General features: G+C 38.7%; 19 protein-coding genes and 1 tRNA gene. 5 read left to right on the forward strand and 15 right to left on the reverse strand.

Annotated elements, in window-relative coordinates:
• Nucleotides 1-3: 3 nt before the first annotated feature.
• Complete coding sequence (locus ABJF57_RS08075) at nucleotides 4-4,452, reverse strand: translocation/assembly module TamB domain-containing protein (RefSeq protein ID WP_462234102.1); 4,449 nt, start codon at nucleotides 4,450-4,452, stop codon at nucleotides 4-6.
• Between the two features lie 42 nt (nucleotides 4,453-4,494).
• Between ABJF57_RS08075 and tsaD the strand changes: the two genes are divergently transcribed.
• Genes tsaD through ABJF57_RS08095 form a run of 4 tightly spaced genes read left to right on the forward strand, consistent with a single transcriptional unit; the run spans nucleotide 4,495 to nucleotide 6,870 of the window.
• Nucleotides 4,495-5,496 carry a tRNA (adenosine(37)-N6)-threonylcarbamoyltransferase complex transferase subunit TsaD gene (tsaD, locus tag ABJF57_RS08080; RefSeq protein WP_462234104.1) on the forward strand — a complete coding sequence of 334 codons (1,002 nt, stop codon included), beginning with the start codon at nucleotides 4,495-4,497 and terminating at the stop codon, nucleotides 5,494-5,496.
• Nucleotides 5,497-5,519: 23 nt separating this feature from the next.
• A complete protein-coding gene (gene smpB / locus ABJF57_RS08085; protein ID WP_462234106.1) occupies nucleotides 5,520-5,987 on the forward strand; it encodes an SsrA-binding protein SmpB in 468 nt (155 codons plus the stop codon).
• Between the two features lie 3 nt (nucleotides 5,988-5,990).
• Complete coding sequence (locus ABJF57_RS08090; protein WP_462234108.1) at nucleotides 5,991-6,497, forward strand: HNH endonuclease; 507 nt, start codon at nucleotides 5,991-5,993, stop codon at nucleotides 6,495-6,497.
• Between the two features lie 19 nt (nucleotides 6,498-6,516).
• Nucleotides 6,517-6,870 (forward strand): hypothetical protein, encoded by a 354-nt coding sequence (locus tag ABJF57_RS08095; RefSeq protein WP_462234110.1) that lies wholly within the window; start codon nucleotides 6,517-6,519, stop codon nucleotides 6,868-6,870.
• A gap of 48 nt (nucleotides 6,871-6,918) precedes the next feature.
• On the opposite strand, the gene ABJF57_RS08100 is transcribed toward ABJF57_RS08095, so the two are convergent.
• From ABJF57_RS08100 to ABJF57_RS08155, 12 genes are all read right to left on the reverse strand, one after another.
• On the reverse strand, nucleotides 6,919-7,380 hold the full coding sequence (locus ABJF57_RS08100) for an ExbD/TolR family protein (RefSeq protein ID WP_462234112.1): 462 nt from the start codon (nucleotides 7,378-7,380) through the stop codon (nucleotides 6,919-6,921).
• An 8-nt stretch (nucleotides 7,381-7,388) separates the two neighbouring features.
• Nucleotides 7,389-8,012, reverse strand: a complete 624-nt coding sequence (locus ABJF57_RS08105; protein WP_462234114.1) for an ExbD/TolR family protein — start codon at nucleotides 8,010-8,012, stop codon at nucleotides 7,389-7,391.
• A complete protein-coding gene (locus tag ABJF57_RS08110) occupies nucleotides 8,012-8,314 on the reverse strand; it encodes a hypothetical protein (RefSeq protein ID WP_462234115.1) in 303 nt (100 codons plus the stop codon). The genes ABJF57_RS08105 and ABJF57_RS08110 overlap by 1 nt, the downstream gene beginning before the upstream one ends.
• 19 nt (nucleotides 8,315-8,333) lie before the next feature.
• Nucleotides 8,334-9,161 (reverse strand): MotA/TolQ/ExbB proton channel family protein, encoded by an 828-nt coding sequence (locus ABJF57_RS08115; RefSeq protein WP_462234117.1) that lies wholly within the window; start codon nucleotides 9,159-9,161, stop codon nucleotides 8,334-8,336.
• A gap of 140 nt (nucleotides 9,162-9,301) precedes the next feature.
• A tRNA-Ser gene (locus ABJF57_RS08120) sits at nucleotides 9,302-9,389 on the reverse strand.
• 90 nt (nucleotides 9,390-9,479) lie between these two features.
• Nucleotides 9,480-10,544 (reverse strand): asparaginase, encoded by a 1,065-nt coding sequence (locus ABJF57_RS08125; protein ID WP_462234119.1) that lies wholly within the window; start codon nucleotides 10,542-10,544, stop codon nucleotides 9,480-9,482.
• Nucleotides 10,541-11,320: a TatD family hydrolase gene (locus ABJF57_RS08130; protein WP_462234121.1), complete on the reverse strand. Its 780-nt coding sequence runs from the start codon at nucleotides 11,318-11,320 to the stop codon at nucleotides 10,541-10,543. Before ABJF57_RS08130 ends, ABJF57_RS08125 begins: the two co-directional genes overlap by 4 nt.
• Nucleotides 11,317-11,937 carry a polysaccharide deacetylase family protein gene (locus ABJF57_RS08135; protein WP_462234123.1) on the reverse strand — a complete coding sequence of 207 codons (621 nt, stop codon included), beginning with the start codon at nucleotides 11,935-11,937 and terminating at the stop codon, nucleotides 11,317-11,319. The genes ABJF57_RS08130 and ABJF57_RS08135 overlap by 4 nt, the downstream gene beginning before the upstream one ends.
• Nucleotides 11,934-13,121 (reverse strand): PP2C family protein-serine/threonine phosphatase, encoded by a 1,188-nt coding sequence (locus tag ABJF57_RS08140; RefSeq protein ID WP_462234124.1) that lies wholly within the window; start codon nucleotides 13,119-13,121, stop codon nucleotides 11,934-11,936. Before ABJF57_RS08140 ends, ABJF57_RS08135 begins: the two co-directional genes overlap by 4 nt.
• On the reverse strand, nucleotides 13,118-13,372 hold the full coding sequence (locus ABJF57_RS08145; protein WP_462234126.1) for a hypothetical protein: 255 nt from the start codon (nucleotides 13,370-13,372) through the stop codon (nucleotides 13,118-13,120). The genes ABJF57_RS08140 and ABJF57_RS08145 overlap by 4 nt, the downstream gene beginning before the upstream one ends.
• Nucleotides 13,369-14,481, reverse strand: coding sequence for a glycosyltransferase (locus ABJF57_RS08150; protein ID WP_462234127.1), 1,113 nt, complete (start codon nucleotides 14,479-14,481; stop codon nucleotides 13,369-13,371). Before ABJF57_RS08150 ends, ABJF57_RS08145 begins: the two co-directional genes overlap by 4 nt.
• A 75-nt stretch (nucleotides 14,482-14,556) precedes the next feature.
• Nucleotides 14,557-15,459 (reverse strand): lysylphosphatidylglycerol synthase domain-containing protein, encoded by a 903-nt coding sequence (locus tag ABJF57_RS08155; RefSeq protein WP_462234129.1) that lies wholly within the window; start codon nucleotides 15,457-15,459, stop codon nucleotides 14,557-14,559.
• Nucleotides 15,460-15,461: 2 nt separating this feature from the next.
• On the opposite strand from ABJF57_RS08155, the gene ruvC reads away from it, so the two are divergent.
• On the forward strand, nucleotides 15,462-16,016 hold the full coding sequence (gene ruvC / locus ABJF57_RS08160) for a crossover junction endodeoxyribonuclease RuvC (protein WP_462234131.1): 555 nt from the start codon (nucleotides 15,462-15,464) through the stop codon (nucleotides 16,014-16,016).
• 177 nt (nucleotides 16,017-16,193) lie between these two features.
• Here the strand turns inward: ruvC and ABJF57_RS08165 are convergent, their stop codons facing one another.
• Together ABJF57_RS08165 and greA are read right to left on the reverse strand one after the other, a co-directional pair.
• Nucleotides 16,194-16,592: an HIT family protein gene (locus tag ABJF57_RS08165; RefSeq protein WP_462234133.1), complete on the reverse strand. Its 399-nt coding sequence runs from the start codon at nucleotides 16,590-16,592 to the stop codon at nucleotides 16,194-16,196.
• On the reverse strand, nucleotides 16,592-17,062 hold the full coding sequence (gene greA / locus ABJF57_RS08170; protein ID WP_462234134.1) for a transcription elongation factor GreA: 471 nt from the start codon (nucleotides 17,060-17,062) through the stop codon (nucleotides 16,592-16,594). The genes ABJF57_RS08165 and greA overlap by 1 nt, the downstream gene beginning before the upstream one ends.
• Nucleotides 17,063-17,089: the final 27 nt, after the last annotated feature.

Here is a 17,089-nt window from a genome sequence, read left to right on the forward strand (position 1 = left end):
CTACTATTTCTTCGTAGAATCATTTCCAGTCTTTTTTTCTTCTTTTTTTTCTTCCTCTTCTTCACGACGAAGCAATGCTTCATCTCTCTTCAATGTTAATAACTCAGTTATGTCATCAAATGAATGAACAAAACGCAGACTAATTCCAATCTCCTGATTTTGCTGGTTTTCATTAACCTGAATTCGCTGATCAGAGTTACTAAATACTTTGGCTCTCAGCCTACCATCTTTTGTTAAGCTATATTCCACGGACCAATCACCGATCAGGTCATTGAGAACATTATTATTATCATCCTGACTTCCAAAGTCGCCCCCTCTGGTCACCTTAAGTCTTCCATTTAGGAAAGTGTATGCAAATCTTAGCTGGAATGTATTGAATGCTTCGTTGTTTAAATCAGCTAAATCTACTTCCACCTCTAAATTTTCATCGATTTGACTCACCAGGTAACTTACCTGTCCTGAAATGAACTCACTTACGCTATTCCCAACACTTCCTCCTCCGCTTAGCGTGAAGCTCTCTTTGGGAGAGAACCTTTTAAGAATCAGCAAGCTAATGACTTGCCTCTTTAGCTCCTGTTCATCATTTCTTATTTGCGACAAGGCAGGTATGTTTTCATTTGTCGCGTCAGATTCATTTTGAAGTTGCAAGTCAAAATCAATTTGTGGCGTTAACATTCCACCTTCAAGTTGAAGTACAACCAGAATTGGAACTTTTTGACCGATCAGAGTTGGATCCTGCTCTGTAGAATTCTTTAGCCCCTCGAAGGAAGCTCGTTGAAGATAAGTTGCGTCTAAATCAATGGTGGCATTATATGGATCTCCGTACCAAGTAATTCGACTACCTGGACTTACATCAAATTCCTTACTTAGCAGGTTAGAAATAGTGAAATTATAGGCACCTTCTTCTATTTCTAAAGGTCCAAACATATTAAAATCACCGTCTGTATCCAGGCGCAACTTGAGGTTACCTCTGCCTCTACCTCGAATAATATCTCCTGTTTTGATATCGAAAATTAACTCACAATATGCATCGGGTGTGACATCAATGTCGAATTCAAGTGTCAAACCAGAAATGCTAAACTCTTCTTCATCTTCCACTCGTGTAGTGTCTGAAAAATCAACAAAAGTGATATAGTCTTCTTGCCCAACATCTGTACTTTCTGAAATAGGTACAAAAAAGCGGGTATCTGCTTCGGTCTCTATTTTTGCTTTTATTAGCAAATCGTTTAGTGGTCCTGTAACGTTTATTGTCCCTGTTCCATATGCGGAACCATAATAGAGGCTATTGTCTAAAGAAGTTGTATTGAGAAACTCAAAATTATCAGCACTTATCGTGATGTCAGTAATAAAATTTTTAAAAGAAGCGTGCTGAATAGCCCCTGACACTTTTGCTTTTGAGGCTTTTCTATCCACGAGATTAAAATCTGTCAGACTGATTCGAGATGGATCAAAGGTTACGGAACCATCAAAGGAATATCTCGTATTGAGGTAATCAACGGTGATTCCTCCATTTTTCATTTCAAAATCACCGATCACTTTAGGTTCTGCTATTGTCCCCGTCAGTTTTAATGATCCGCTTGCCGCACCTTGAATATCTGAAAAGATTCCTTTCAAAAAGGGTTCTCCCATTTTAAGATCAGCCTCATCAAAGGTGACATCAAAATCGAGTTGATCCTGCTGGCTTGCTGGATAATAGTAACCCTCTACCTGCATGGCATTGACATTTTCTCTTTCAACCTCAACTTTTGTAAATACACTTCTATCAACAGGATTCCACTCGGAAGATCCACTTACATCACCAACACTGAGTTCATCATAGGAAAGGTTTTTTAATAGAAAAGCTCCGTCAAATTTGAATGCCTCTTGGCTATTCTGTCTAAACATCTCAAAACTTCCGTTTAGAAAACCTCCAATTGTTGCTTTCGAAAAAAGGCTAGCTTTATTCATGTTTAAATCTTCAGAAGAGATTACGATTGATGTTGCCGTAGAATCCGCATATTCCCCCTGAATCGCAATGGATTCACTTGAATCATAAATTTCAAGATTTTCAATTAAGGTCTTGTTGTCGGTGATAACTATTTTATTCGTCGGATTAAAGGTCCACTCATCATCCAGAAGTTTTATGTCTGAAGGTTTCATTTTTAGAATAATTGAATCCTCATACAATTTCAAATTACTCTCTATTCGAATATCACTGGCTGTTACCGGTTGGCCGACGTGTGTAGTAAAGTCGATGTTTTTGTCATACCAAACTCCTTCGAGGGATAATTTTTCAGTATCAGGTATGCCTTCAAGTGTCTGATTTTTAGATTCAAAGAAAAAGTTTGTGAGGATATCTGAAGCCTCTGGATCGCTAGAGGCATTAATTTCAAGCATTGGTTTATGAAATCTATTCTCACCCATTGAAAAGGTATCTGATTTCATATAGAATGAAATATTTGCATTCTTACTTTGCCTAAAAGTAGATTCAATTATGGTTTTACCCCCAAAAGAGAATGGTAGATCCAATGAATCTAAGTAGCTGGATACATTTTCAATTTTTGCATTCAGGGTCATCTTGTATGACTTACCACTGTTCTCTGCTATTAAGCTATCATCTAAAAGGTGTAACTCAGATGCATAACTTCTTACAATTGCGGGGATATCTATTAACGCATCTGAGACTTTGAAATCTCCCTTAAGCGTAGATTTCAATCCAGGAAATCCTAATTGCACAATCCTGGTACTATCTTCAAAGAAGGCGTTTACACGGATTGAATCTAAATTCACTTTCTTTTGATTTAGAATAAAAAGTGCTGAATCTACTGCTAGCTTTCCTTTGAAATCATCAATATCAAAATCGACTATTTCTACTTTTAACTTACCATTCGCTGAGATATTTTGAGGAGTTAGGTTGATGGATTTAGCATTCAGCACTTTCACCACCATATCCAATTTGAGTATTTCGTGTATTTGACGAAAGTCTATCTGAGCAATGCCCTTTAAATCACAATTTGGATCATCCACGGCAAACTTTCCTTCGAAATAGTTCTTCGCAAATTTTCCATCTACTTTAACACTGTCATAAACATATCCTTTGAGTCCGCTTGCAAAAAGAACAGCCTCCAAGTCAAATTCTGCATTTTCTGGCTTCACTCCCCTCCCATTAATTGCAGCTTTCAGATTAACAGTCTGTACAATATCATTTTGAAAAAAAGCTCCAACATTGACACTTCTAAATTCCAAATTACCCTCATATGACATGTTATTAAAGTTTTCAGGTATCTTCAAATTGATATCGGTATGTATGGACCCCTGATCTGTGACAAAATCACCTCTTGCTACAAAGTCTTTTAAAAATCCAGCAAAACTTCCGGTAAAATCAATTCTACCCATTTGACTAAGGTTATCAGCATAATCTCCAATGTAAGGCCTTAAATCTGATGGCAACACGTGTGAATCAGTCAGGTCTGCTAAAACAAATGTCTGCGATACATCAGGAAGGCCAAAGCAGCTTACACCACCTACAAAATATGATCTTCCGTAACCGAATCTTGTATTTTCAATATTAAAATCGCCGACTGTTCCCCAGACTACTCCATCGATGGTAATGTCTTCTTTTAAAGGATCATCACCGAGAATGATCTGTATGTCCTGCCTGGAAATTTTCGAATTGTTAAAATGAAGAATAAAGGAGACACTGTCGACAAAGTGACCTAAGTCATCCAATCCATTGTAGAAAAATTCTAAACTATCAGAAATGAAACTAGTGGGTGTTCTGAAATTTAAATCATCAACACTTAGTGATTCGTTGCTCAAATGAAAGTTTGTGGAAAACTCTTCAATTGTGAAACCAGAGTTCTGCTCAACGCCACGCATCTGGATGATATCTCCAGATATAGTATCGGACTCAATCGCCAATTGGCCTGCTATAAAATAGGGGATTGAAAAATTCAGGTTCGAAAAATCAAGTCGATTTTTCTCGGGTATTTTAGTCTTATCACTCAGACTAAATCTGAGATCATTCAAAGTAATTTGATTTACAAAAATTTGCGTTGATTTCTTTTTAAGCGTATCACTTTTAAGCGATTCTAGAAATATGGAGAGATTCAATTTAGCAGCGGAATCGTACTTTGCTAACTTTAATCTCAGGTCAGATGCATTAATTTCCTCAATGTTTAGATATGCGCCTTTAATCAAATCGAAAAGTGAATAATTAACGGTCAAATCATGGGAATACAAAAGTGTATCATTATGCAAATCTTGCACTAGGATATCTTTCAGCTCTGCTTGATCCAACCAGGAAATTTTAACCCGATCGATGGAAATAACATGACTTGTCTTGTCAGAAATAAGCTTCAGTGTTTTCTGCGCCAAGAATGTCTGAACAGGTCGGAGTTGCATAAGCAACATGATGATGAGTAAAGTAGCGATGGAATAGAAGAAAAACCCTGAAAAAAACTTCCAGAGCACCTTACGAACTTTTGATATGGTTATCTTGGCCTTCAAAAAAAAGTGGCGGTTATTCTAGGCATAGAGTCTTCTTGTGACGAAACTTCAGCATCAGTTTGTATAAACGGCAAAGTAATCAATAATGAAATTGCCAGCCAAGATATTCATACACAGTACGGAGGTGTCGTTCCTGAACTAGCATCACGTGAACATCAAAGAAATATCGTGCCAGTAGTTGATCATGTGATAAACAATGCTGGAATTGAGGTGAATGAATTGAATGCAATTGCTTATACAAGGGGGCCGGGATTATTGGGAGCTTTACTAATCGGCAGCAGTTTTGCAAAATCGATGGCTGCTTCTCTCAACATCCCATTGATCCCCATACATCACATGAAAGCACATGTACTTGCTCACTTTATTGATGATCCCAGACCAGATTTCCCATTCATCTGTTTAACTGTAAGTGGAGGACATACCCAGATATTGAAAGTGAAAAATGCTACTGATATGGTGATACTTGGTCAAACGCAAGACGATGCTGTGGGTGAAGCCTTTGACAAAGCGGCTAAGCTTTTAGGCCTTCCCTACCCAGGAGGACCTATGATTGATAAACTTGCTCTGGAAGGGGATTCTGATAAATTTCTATTTGCGAAATCTGAAATGCCTGCACTCGACTACTCCTTTAGTGGAATTAAGACTTCTATTCTATATTTTCTCAGAAAAGAACTCAAACAGGACAATGATTTTATTGAAAAGAATAAGCATGATCTGGCCGCAAGCATACAGAAAACACTCATTTCTATGTTAATGACTAAACTGGTGAATGCAGCTAGGCAAGAAGGTATTAGGCAAATCGCAATCGCTGGAGGTGTATCTGCGAATAGTGGATTAAGGAATACGCTTAAAGATGAGGCCGAAAAGAACGGGTGGGAAATATTTATTCCGGATTTTCAATATTGTACAGATAATGCAGGAATGATTGCGATGAGTGGTCATTTGCTTTTTGAACAACGTATGTTTGGAAAGCTCACTGATAGCCCGCTTCCAAGAATGCCTTTTTGATGACAGTACTATATATTTAACTTATGAGTAAGGATAAGAATAGGTTTTCCAATAATATTCAGATCAAAAATCGCAAAGCGAGCTATGAGTATGAATTCATTGAAAAAGCAGAAGCAGGAATAATGCTGAAAGGAACTGAAATCAAATCCTTACGTGAGGGTAAGGCAAGTATTCAGGAGTCGCATTGTTTTTTTAAAAAAGAAGAGCTTTTTATTAAAGGAATGAACATTGCACCCTATTCACAAGCCAGTTTTGAAAGTCATGATATGACACGTGATCGTAAACTTCTGCTCAAAAAGAGAGAATTGGAGAAATTCAAATCAAAAATGGAAGAAAAGGGACTTACCATCATTCCAATAAGAATTTACATTAACAATAGAGGTTTGGCTAAGTTGGAGATCGCTCTTGCTAAAGGAAAGAAAATATACGATAAACGAGATAGCATCAAAAAGAAAGATCAGAAAAGAGAATTAGAGCGGATGAAAATATAGGCTATGAATACGGTACTGGTACTAAATCAAGATTACACTCCCCTTACTGTATGTACAGCACAGCGAGCTTTTACACTTATGTTCTTAAAAAAAGCAGAACTAATCTCAGAAATCAAAGGCAAAAAGCTTAGATCAATCAGTCAATCATTCCCTTTTCCTTCCATTATCAAAATTCAATACTACATAGCCATCCCATATAAAGGGGTCGTAATGAGTCGTCACAACATTTTTAAGCGTGACGGTGGCAAATGTCAGTATTGTGGAACAAGCAAAGAGCTCACAATTGATCATATCATTCCAAGATCCAAAGGAGGCAAATCAACCTGGACGAATCTTGTCACGGCCTGTCAACGCTGCAATTCCCGCAAAAGTGATTATTCTTTAGATAAGGTAGGAATGAGGCTATTTAAAGCGCCAATCAAACCATCCTATTTGACATTTTTACGTATGAATGATAAGTATAGTGAAGACTGGGCTCCCTACTTAAGTCCCAAGCGTTTCAGTGCCTAACTTCACATAAATTTTGCTCATGAAATATTTACCCTTTATTCTTTGTGGATTAATTCTTATTTCTTGTTCGCCAAGTACTGAAGAAAGAGAAGCCGAACGTGAAGAAACACTTGAACAATTTGAAAAAAAGAAGCTTGAGATTGAAGATGAGATAAGTCAACTAGAAGAAGCTTCTCGTGAAGCCGCGGAAGATGCTAAACGCGATATTGAAACCGCCTTAAGAAACCTAAAAAAGCAGAGAAGGAAGGTGACTGATAAAGCCGAAAAGCTTAGGAAAGCCACTCAAAAGGAATTAGAAGAGGCGATTAAGGATGCGAAGAAGGAGTATGATGAATGGCTTGAGGAGAAAAAGAAACAGCTGGATAAAAAATAAAAAACCCAGTCTAAGGACTGGGTTCTTATTATATATTTGAAAAGTTATTTACTCTTGAATTCCTTTCAATGACTTGTAAAGGATTTTTCGCGCGTTGGACTTTCTTAGTGTTTGTTCCACATCCGAAACAATTCCCATCTTCACTTCAGAATCAATATTCAAAGCCATTGTAATTCTGTCCCGTTCCGCTTCAGAAAGTTTATCCTTTTCCTGATTCACAAAGAGGGTCAATTCATCTGCCTCCATGAATACATCATTTGTTTGTATTCGTGGCTCTTCACCATATGTGCCAATATTCTTTGGCTCTCCAATATAGATGTGGCTCACCAATGACTTCTTTTGAATCTTAGAAAGTTGCTCCGCTTTTGGAAGTACTTGCTTCACTAAAATCTCCTGCTCCCTCATCACAGTTGTCACCATGAAGAAGAAGAGCAGCATGAAGATAATATCTGGCAATGCTGCCGTAGGAATATCTTGTGATGCGCTTGAATTTTTCTTAAACTTCGACATAATTCAACTTATTTATCTGGTTCTGCAATTGAGATCGCCTTCGGAATTCCTGCCCTAGCTTGTTGATACATTCTCTTCTCCACATCCTTGCTCTGGTCGAGCTGAAGGAATTCATCTGCTGTAATACCCACACGCTCTCCATAGATCTCATTATATGCAGCTTGCACAGCATCTAACACATCTATGTATAGCTCGTAACTCGTACCTCTATTTGCTTTAAATGAAACTACCGCCTTCTTCGGATGATCAGAAGATTCTGAGCTTTGCTTGGCTCTGATTTTCATTTGAGAAGGAAGGCTATTGTATGTATCAATACCCTCCTGATCTGGATTACCAAAGTTTAAAACAAAAGCTTTCACCTCATCTTTCAGTTCCGACATAGGCTTGTTATAAGGCTCATTCTCAACCAAAAGCTGATCATTAGAGTTTGCCAAAATTTTAAAGATGTTTCTTTCCTGAAACTCTACAATTGGCTGATCTGGCTCTGGTGGAGGTGGCAGTTGCATTAATATTCCTTTATCATTTGCAATCGTGGTAGTAACCAAGAAGAAAATGAGTAGAAGGAAGGCAATGTCTGCCATAGAGCCTGAACTCACTTCTGGAGTGCCTCCTCTATCTTTATTCCTAGCCATTATTCAGCTGCTTTTTTAATTTCCGTATAAACGATACCGCCAATAGCTGCGATCGCAAGAATGTAAAAAGTTGTCAATCCTGCTCCTACGAGCTTAGCTGTTGTTTCAGAAGCATCTCCTGAGTTGTCTCCGCTTGCAGTAAAAAAAGCAACGAGAAAAACAACTATTAATGCTCCAACTCCCAATCCCATTTTTTTCAATGAGTCAGGATCTCCGAATGCCTTCACTAGTGGCATACCTACCGCGGTAAGGATGCAAACACCAATGAGTATATATGATATAAATAATCCTACATCAACCATAGTCTAATCGATTTTTAGATTATTTAGAAAGATTATGCTTCACTAGAAGGTCTACCAAAGAGATAGAAGCATCTTCCATGCTGTTCACGATTGAATCAACTTTTGATACCAAGTAGTTGTAGAACAACTGAAGAATTACAGCTACAATTAGTCCACCCACTGTTGTTAAGAGTGCTACTTTAATACCACTCGCTACCAATGCAGGAGATACATCACCAGCCTCTGCAATTGCATCGAATGCTTCAATCATACCAATTACTGTTCCCATGAAACCAAGCATTGGTGCTAGTGAAATGAAAAGTGAGATCCAAATCATGCCTCTTTCCAATTTGCCCATTTCGACAGATCCGTAAGCAATGATTGATTTCTCTACCATTTCAACACCTTCAGACATTCTTAGAAGTCCTTGTGTGAAAATAGAAGCTACTGGGCCTCTTGTATTTCTACAAACTTCTTTTGCTGCATCAGCACCACCGGCACTTAAGGCATCTTCTACATCAGCCAAAAGCTTTTTTGTGTTCGTAGAAGCCATGTTAAGGTGAATAATTCTTTCAATAGCGATAGCTAAACCAAGAATTAAACATGCAAGAACGATTCCCATGAAAGTTGGCCCTCCATCGATGAATTGTTCTTTTACTATTTGGTGAAATCCTTGCGAAGGAGCCGCTTCCTCTTGAGGAGCCACGATCTCAGCAATTTCTTCAACAGGCTCTTCATATACTTCTTCTGCTTGAGCAGAGTCTACAGCAGCAGAATCGGTTGCAGCATCAGAGTCTGAAAACTCTTGCGCTGTAGCGCTGAAGGTAAAAACACCTGCCAACATTAATAGAGTCAATAACTTTTTCATAATTCAGTCTTGTAAGTTAAGTCTTCGGTTTAGTTAAATATTTAAGTTTTAGTAAATCCAAATTTGCATTTTCATTCCCACAAAATTCGCACCATTTATATAAAATGTCGAACCTGAAAGTCTTTCTCTGCAAAAAAGCGCAGAGAGGAAGGGATTCGAACCCTCGATACCCTTTTGAGATATACACGCTTTCCAAGCGTGCGCCTTCGACCGCTCGGCCACCTCTCTGTAGGCCGCCACTTTTGACGGGCTACAAATAAATCATGAAAAATACCTTTATGCAAGTTTTATTCGAACATCAGGGTTATTCTCATTTTTTCATTCAATTGATGAATCCATTTCACCAACTAAAGAATGTGTTAGCTGTTGTTTAAGCTCATTGCTGCTAAATCCAGCCCCAAGCAAAAAAATCAGCTTTGTTATAGCAGCCTCTGTAGTAATGTCTCCACCACTCAAAACCCCTATTTGATTTAATTTTTTACTTGTCTCATATCGTCCCTGCTCAACCTCTCCTCCGATGCATTGACTTACGTTCAGTATCACCTTGCCATCATCAATAGCATCCTGCAGGCATTTAATGAACCAATCAAAGCTCATAGTGTTTCCAGAACCAAATGTTTCGATAACAACACCTTTGATATCGGGATCAGACAAAATCGATCGCACAACATGTTCTGTAATGCCTGGAAATATTTTCAAAATGGCCACATTGGAATCCATTTCATTCCTCACGATCAATTTAGCTTCCTTATCATAAGGCTTTAATGCAGGGTAGTTAAACTCTATTTCAATACCAGCTTCTGCCAACCAAGGATAATTTTCTGATTCAAAAGCAGCAAATGTGCTACTTCTCAATTTTTGTGATCTTGAACCTCTTAGTAGTCTGTAATTAAAATAGACACAGACCTCACTTACTATCGGATCTCCATTGTTATGAGCAGCGGCTATTTCAAGAGCGGTTATCAAATTCTCTCTCGCGTCAGATCGAATAGAGCCAATTGGCATTTGTGCCCCTGTGAATATTACTGGTTTGTTGAGGCCTTCAAGCATATAACTGAGCATGGAGGCGGAATATGCCATGGTATCTGTACCATGGAGAATCACGAAAGCATCATATTGAGAATAGTTTTCCTCGATGATGTATGCCATGTCTTTCCAATCCTGGACAAGAATATTGGAAGAATCGATTGGCTTAGGGAATGATATTACAGTAATCCTTATTCCGAGTTGACGCAGCTCAGGAACTCGGTCTACAACTTTTCCAAAATTAAAAGGTGCGAGTGCTCCGCTTGAATCCTGAACCATTCCGAACGTACCTCCGGTATAAATAATTAATACCGAACGCTCTCCGGTCTTATTGATATTTACAATCTTATATTTCAATGGCTAGCAATTTTATTTGGGAAAAATAGCGCATTTGCATTTGCTGTCGTCAATTCAACCAACGCTTCTTTTGAAGTATTCAAACATTCAGCCACCTTATCAGCAATGATGGATACGTAGGCCGGTTCATTTCGCTTTCCGCGGTAAGGGGCCGGGGTGAGGTAAGGACTATCTGTTTCTAAGATAATTTTAGTTTGCTCAAGGTGTGGAATTACCTGATCCATGCCACCATTTTTAAAGGTGCTCACTCCGCCAAGTCCCAGGTGAAACCCCATGTCTGTGATTTGCTTTCCTTGCTCTATTGTTCCTGTAAAACAATGAAATACTCCTTTCAAGCCTTTTCCCTGATATTTCATAGCCATCTCAATGGTTTCGTCAATGGTTTCTCTGCAATGAATAACTACTGGCAAATTATGCTTCAGTGCTAGCTCACATTGAAAGTGAAAAGCTTCTCTTTGCTGATTCCAGAAAGTCTTGTCCCAATACAAATCCGTACCCATCTCTCCTACCGCTAAAAATGATCGTTTATTCATCCAATCTTCTATGAGTCTCAGTTCTTTTTCAAAGTCTTCTTTTACAGAACAAGGGTGAAGCCCCATCATTGGATAACAAATATCAGGGTATTGGCTTTCGAGCTCTAACATTTGATCGATCGTTGAGCTATCGATATTGGGAAGTAAAATTTTATGGATGCCATTTTGAAGTGCTCGATCTATTACTCCATCAATATCTTCGGAAAAATGCTCCAGATAAATATGTGCGTGCGTATCAATCATCTTACGCTATCGAATTTGAAACCTTTTGCTGAGAAAAAAGAAAGAATTTCTGGAAGAATTACTTGCAAATTCTCAAATGCTTTAGCAGAATCATGGAAAACAAGTATGCTACCTTCTTCTGCCTTTTTAAGTTTTTCGATACTCTGTTGAGTGTTTGATTTTCCATCAAAATCCCAAGATAAATGACTCCACATAATAATTTTCCTATTTCTCAACTTCTTTATTTGGCTTTTTTTTATCCTTCCATATGGTGGACGAAACAGCTGATTATGTACCCCCAAATTCATTAATTCTTCATCACACTTAAGGATATCATCTTGGTATTCACTACTTAGGGTTTTCCAGCCGTCCAAATGATTTTGCGTATGATTTCCAATTGCATGTCCTTCCTCGATTAACGCTTTCGCCAAGTTTTGATGTTGCTGAATATTGCTTCCCAAACAAAAGAAGGTAGCCTTCGCATCGACCTTTCTCAATTCATTTATAACCCAAGGGGTTACGGTTGGATTTGGGCCATCATCAAAGGTTAAGTAAAGGGTATTTCTGGAAGGTAATTGCCACACCAATTCAGGATATCTTCTTTTAGTTATCCAAGGTGTTTTGTAAAACCGAATCATTTGTTTTGAATAAGACAGGAGAGCATTGTGATATCATCGTGAAATGCTCTTTCTCCTTTGAATTCATTCAATACCTTAAGAATTTCATCATGGAGGTGGGATAAATCTTTCGGACAATCTTGCTTTATGATCTTTAACAATCGATCAAAACCAAAGTCTTCATCTTTTTCGTTGAATGTTTCGGTAAGTCCATCGGTGTAGGCAAATAAGAAAAACTCATCAATATTATTCAATTGCTGTGTATCAATAAATGGAAGAGGGTCGAACATCCCTAAAACCGTAGTGCCATCATTTAGCAGCTCAATTGTGCTACCGCTCTTGAGAATAATTTCATTGTGTCCGCAATTGATGTATTCCAAACTTTTTGTTTTGAAATCGTAGATTCCAGCAAAGAATGTGATGAAATTCTCTGCATTTCCACTTACGAAAGTTGTATGATTTAATTCAGTGACAATCTCCAGCAAGTCTTTTGTTTGCCGAACCAGCGCTCTCAAAGAAGCTTGAAAGTTTGACATCAGCAAGGCTGCAGGAACTCCTTTGCCAGAAACGTCTGCAATACACGCCAGGAACCTGTGTTCATCTATTTGGATGTAGTCATAATAATCACCTCCTACGTCGTGGTGTGGAAGATAGAATGCCTCAATCTGTAATCGTTCAATCTTGGGAAGTTCTTTTGGGAAAAGGAAATTTTGCACCTTCTTGGCAATTTCCAGCTCTCTCCTATATGCTTCTTGTTCCATTTGCTGACGTGCAAGCCGCTTATTTTCAATGGCCACCAGAATAATATTCGTCAAAGCATTGAGAAAACGGTTTTGAACTCCCAGCTTCGCGTCTGATTTGATAAAAACGACGGAAAGAAGCTTACTCTTATGGTATACGGGAAAGACTGAATCAAACTCATCAAAAGATGTTTCCACTACACCAATCTCATTTTTCAATTTTAGGTATTTATCTGGTAGTGGGTTTCCAATCAGGTCGTTCTTTGTACCGAAATTCACTCTGCAGACCCAACCTTCCTTTTGCTCTGTGTAAAGCGCCAACTTATTGATTTTTAAATCTGCTAGTAGCGTGAACTTGTAGATTTTCAACAGGTCATCTTCAGGCAAATTATTATTCACTGCCTGTGTAACCTCTAACAGTGCATTGAGTTGTAAGTCTTTTATATCAAGCGAAGTTTCCTTCATTGCGAGTTGTGTTCAAATAGTCCCTTCTTAGATGCAAGGTAGTAATAGGATTGGAAGTCATTCTCCATGTCCAATTGCTCTAACTCCGATTCTTCATCCACTGATTTATACACTCTTACCCACCCTCTTTGCGCCATTTGAATTAAGTTGTCTTTCAGCTGATCATCTGTTAAATCTGTAGTGGCTTTTAAGTCACTGTAGGTTGTTACAAAATAGAGCTCATCAATGATCTCGAATTCCTCGTCTGTCATCCGTATTTTCTTCCTTTCCAGGTATAGGAACCAAAGATAGAGTTGAAACCCATGAATAAAACATGTAGCGGGTAAATTATTTGGAAGAATAGTAGCGGCCAAAAACTGCTTTTGCCTTTTAGGAAACTGTTGATGGGCGATACATAAATAAGTAAAGACAAAAAACGAACAATAATAACGAGAGCAAGAGGAACAGTATCAAGATATCCTGCTATTGCTAGGCCAATCGCCCCATAAAAAGTTAAGTAATCAAGAAAAAAGAGTATGGCACTAATCCGAACCTTCCGATTCATATTGTGCTTCCATTTGCTTGTCCATCTGGTCCGCTGATTTATAAAGGAATAGAACTTAGCATGTGCTGGGGTATTAACAATGGCTTTCTCAGATTTCAAAAAACGTGCAGAATTGGGAAACTTCTGCATAATGTTGAATAGCAAAAACTCATCATCTCCAGAAGGAGTAAATAGGTTATTGGTGTATCCCCCAACTTCTTCAAATGCTTTTTTTCTGAATCCAAGATTCGCTCCACTACACATACTTGGGTTTTCTTCTGTAATGGTTACCGCTCCAAAACCCATTAGGCCAGCAAATTCGACTTGTTGTAGTCTTGCGAAAAAACCTTGTCCCTCAATTACCACAGGCCCTGCGACCATATTGGTGTCTGATTCAAAGGCATCATTGAAAGACTTGATCCATTCTTTACCAAACCAGCAATCAGCATCTGTTGTAAGTATTGTTTCAAAAGATGCTTCTTTAACCGCTGCTGTAAGCGCGTGTTTTTTGCCTTGCCGTGCTTCATCCTTCAACTGAATTAATCGGATGCTTATGCTAAGGGATTCCATTGTTTTCTTAGCAATCGTGACCGTCTGATCTTCTGAAAAATCATCAACCACAATCACCTCGAAAAAATCTTTTGGATACTCCTGTTCATTGAGCCTGTTCAAAATTGCATCAATCGTATCCGCTTCGTTGCGTACCGGTATGATTACTGTGAATGGAATGAATGATTCATTGTTTTCTTTCATCACACCAATTCTACTCCACCCAACGGTCAATTTTAGGTAAAATAGTACGTGTAGAACAGTGAATGCGCCAATCAGAAAGATCATCGCGCAATGTTAACCCGAATATTTGAGTGAATTTTACTCGTTCGCTAAAATGATAGGGTACTTAATCTAAAAGTACTATTTCCGCACAAATTTCAATCTCCAAATAAAGATTAAGCCTATGAGGGAAGGTAAGACAGTGTTGATAATCCAGATAAAAAAAATGGGAACAATAATGGGCTGAACTTCTACATGGTATGGTTCAAAGAAAAAGATTCCTGAAGCCTCTCGAACGCCTATGCCACCAAACAAAAGAGGCAAAACCGATCGTGCAAGGAAAACCCAGCCGATTCCGGCGATGACTACCTGCGCATCAAGTGATGGAAGGAATGTTGCAAGTAGCAAGTAGAATTGAAAAGTGAAAACAAAGTAACGCAATAAAGAAATCGCAATCACTTGCAAAAACAAGTGCTTGGTAAGTAGCTCAAAGTAGCTTCTGAAACGTTCAATTTGATTCTTAAATAGAAGAACCAGTAATAGAACCCCGGCGATCACTCCGAAAAAAATCCACCAGTTCAAGGCGTATTCCCTGGTTAAAAAACTCATCCCATACAGCCCAAAAATGAGTGTAACACCAAGCATAATGCCTCTGCTAAATATGACTGCCGAAGTTGCCTGATACTTATCCTTCTGCTGAGAGATGCGTGCAATCAAATCTCCGGATGTAAACGGTAGCATCCAATTGAGAGCTAATCCACCAAGCACCGTTTTCCATGCCTCCTTGATAGTGATTGGTTCAAACAGACCAATTAATGCTTTCCAGCGCAATGCTTCCAAATACCAATTGATTACCATTAATATCAAAACTGTGGCTAGCACCAATTGAAACCCCTCCGGCGGACGCATTTCAATGAACGAAATGGTTTGATTGCGAAGCTTCGAATAAATGAAGAATAAACAACCAGCAAGCAGCAGTGCTTTGATCAAGGTAATGATCCATGACTTTTGAAGGTACTTTGAACGGTTGTTCTTAATTTGCATTTGTGGCGACTAAAGAGCGAATCATTTTAGGAATAGATCCGGGTACGAATGTAATGGGTTACGGACTGATCCATTGTAAGGGTGAAAAAATGAGCGTGATCCAATTTGGTGTAATCCATCTCAGCAAGTATAAAAATCATGAGATAAAACTGAAGAAAATATTTGATCGAGTTACTGAGCTTATCAAAGAGTATTTACCTGATGAGGTGGCTCTGGAAGCACCTTTTTTTGGTAAAAATGTTCAGTCCATGCTTAAGCTAGGTCGTGCACAAGGGGTAGCAATGGCCGCCGCACTTAACCGGGGAATGCCCATCCATGAGTATGCTCCTAAAAAGGTCAAGCAATCAGTTACAGGGAGTGGAAATGCCAGTAAAGAGCAAGTCGCGCACATGATTCAAATGCTACTCAAGTTTGAAGAAGCTCCCAAGCTATTGGATGCTACTGATGCGCTTGCGGTGGCAATTTGTCATCATTACTCCTCTAAATCAGTACTCGGTGGAAGTGGTAAAAAAAGTTGGAAATCCTTTATCGCGGATAATCCCGGGAGGATTAAGTGAGCAAATTGTGTAGTAATTGGTATTTAGTGATTAGGATCACATTACACTTAGTGGCTCCATTTTACCAAAACAAGTGAAGGAGTTGATTGAATCAATTTAAATGAAAGTGTTGCCCAAAGAATGATATCAAAAACTCATCTTTCGGTGGATTCAATAGCTAATTACTAGCCATTAAAACTAGTTGACGTAAGCTTTCTTTATTTTCTTTGCCACCTCTGCTAACTCTTCTTTGCTTGGAGAAAGCTTCATTTGACTGAAATTCATGTCATTGACGGCATTTATCGGGATCAGATGTACATGAGCATGAGGTACTTCTAATCCGATGACTGAAAGTCCGATTCGCTCACAATCAATAATTTCTTCGATCGCTCTGGCTACACCTTTTGAAAAGGAGAATAAGCCCGCAAGGGTTTGATGATCCAAATCAAATAGGTAGTCGACCTCCTTTTTGGGGATCACTAGCGTATGTCCCTCCACTAGAGGGTTTATATCCAAAAAAGCAAGATAGTTTTCATCTTCTGCTACGATGTGAGCAGGGATCTCTCGCTCAGCTATTTTCGTAAAAATGGTTGCCATTAGACGGTGATGTCCAAGACTTCAAATTCAATATCTCCTGCTGGCACCTTAATCATAGCTTTTTCTCCTTTTTTCTTGCCCAGTAAACCTTTTCCAATCGGAGATTGAACTGAAATCTTTCCACTCTTAAGGTCGGCCTCTTCCTCTGCTACCAGCTGATAGGTCACCTCCATGTTATTCTTCTTATTTTTTATTTTAACAGTGGAAAGAATGGAAACCTTAGACGTATCAATTGTGGACTCATCGATCACTCGAGCGTCACCCACTACTGTTTCAAGTTTCGAAATTCTTAACTCCAATAATCCCTGAGCTTCCTTTGCTGCATCATACTCAGCATTCTCGCTCAAGTCACCTTTATCACGTGCTTCAGCAATCTGCTTAGCCATATCTGCTCTTCCCTTGGTCTTGAGTTCGTTCAACTCAGCCTTTAGCTTGTCCAGTCCTTCTTTCGTGTAATAATTAATTGCCATAATTGGTGTTACCCCTTTAAACAAAAA

This window comes from Ekhidna sp. (assembly GCF_039940915.1).
Classification (GTDB): Bacteria; Bacteroidota; Bacteroidia; order Cytophagales; family Cyclobacteriaceae; genus Ekhidna.

Coding starts and splice junctions, on each gene's coding strand:
- smpB (WP_462234106.1), top strand. CDS start 5,520: ATGAGTAAGGATAAGAATAGGTTTTCCAATAATATTCAGATCAAAAAT.
- ABJF57_RS08090 (WP_462234108.1), top strand. CDS start 5,991: ATGAATACGGTACTGGTACTAAATCAAGATTACACTCCCCTTACTGTA.
- ABJF57_RS08095 (WP_462234110.1), top strand. CDS start 6,517: ATGAAATATTTACCCTTTATTCTTTGTGGATTAATTCTTATTTCTTGT.
- ABJF57_RS08100 (WP_462234112.1), bottom strand. CDS start 7,380: ATGTCGAAGTTTAAGAAAAATTCAAGCGCATCACAAGATATTCCTACG.
- ABJF57_RS08105 (WP_462234114.1), bottom strand. CDS start 8,012: ATGGCTAGGAATAAAGATAGAGGAGGCACTCCAGAAGTGAGTTCAGGC.
- ABJF57_RS08110 (WP_462234115.1), bottom strand. CDS start 8,314: ATGGTTGATGTAGGATTATTTATATCATATATACTCATTGGTGTTTGC.
- ABJF57_RS08115 (WP_462234117.1), bottom strand. CDS start 9,161: ATGAAAAAGTTATTGACTCTATTAATGTTGGCAGGTGTTTTTACCTTC.
- ABJF57_RS08130 (WP_462234121.1), bottom strand. CDS start 11,320: ATGATTGATACGCACGCACATATTTATCTGGAGCATTTTTCCGAAGAT.
- ABJF57_RS08135 (WP_462234123.1), bottom strand. CDS start 11,937: ATGATTCGGTTTTACAAAACACCTTGGATAACTAAAAGAAGATATCCT.
- ABJF57_RS08140 (WP_462234124.1), bottom strand. CDS start 13,121: ATGAAGGAAACTTCGCTTGATATAAAAGACTTACAACTCAATGCACTG.
- ABJF57_RS08145 (WP_462234126.1), bottom strand. CDS start 13,372: ATGACAGACGAGGAATTCGAGATCATTGATGAGCTCTATTTTGTAACA.
- ABJF57_RS08150 (WP_462234127.1), bottom strand. CDS start 14,481: ATGATCTTTCTGATTGGCGCATTCACTGTTCTACACGTACTATTTTAC.
- ABJF57_RS08155 (WP_462234129.1), bottom strand. CDS start 15,459: ATGCAAATTAAGAACAACCGTTCAAAGTACCTTCAAAAGTCATGGATC.
- ABJF57_RS08165 (WP_462234133.1), bottom strand. CDS start 16,592: ATGGCAACCATTTTTACGAAAATAGCTGAGCGAGAGATCCCTGCTCAC.
- greA (WP_462234134.1), bottom strand. CDS start 17,062: ATGGCAATTAATTATTACACGAAAGAAGGACTGGACAAGCTAAAGGCT.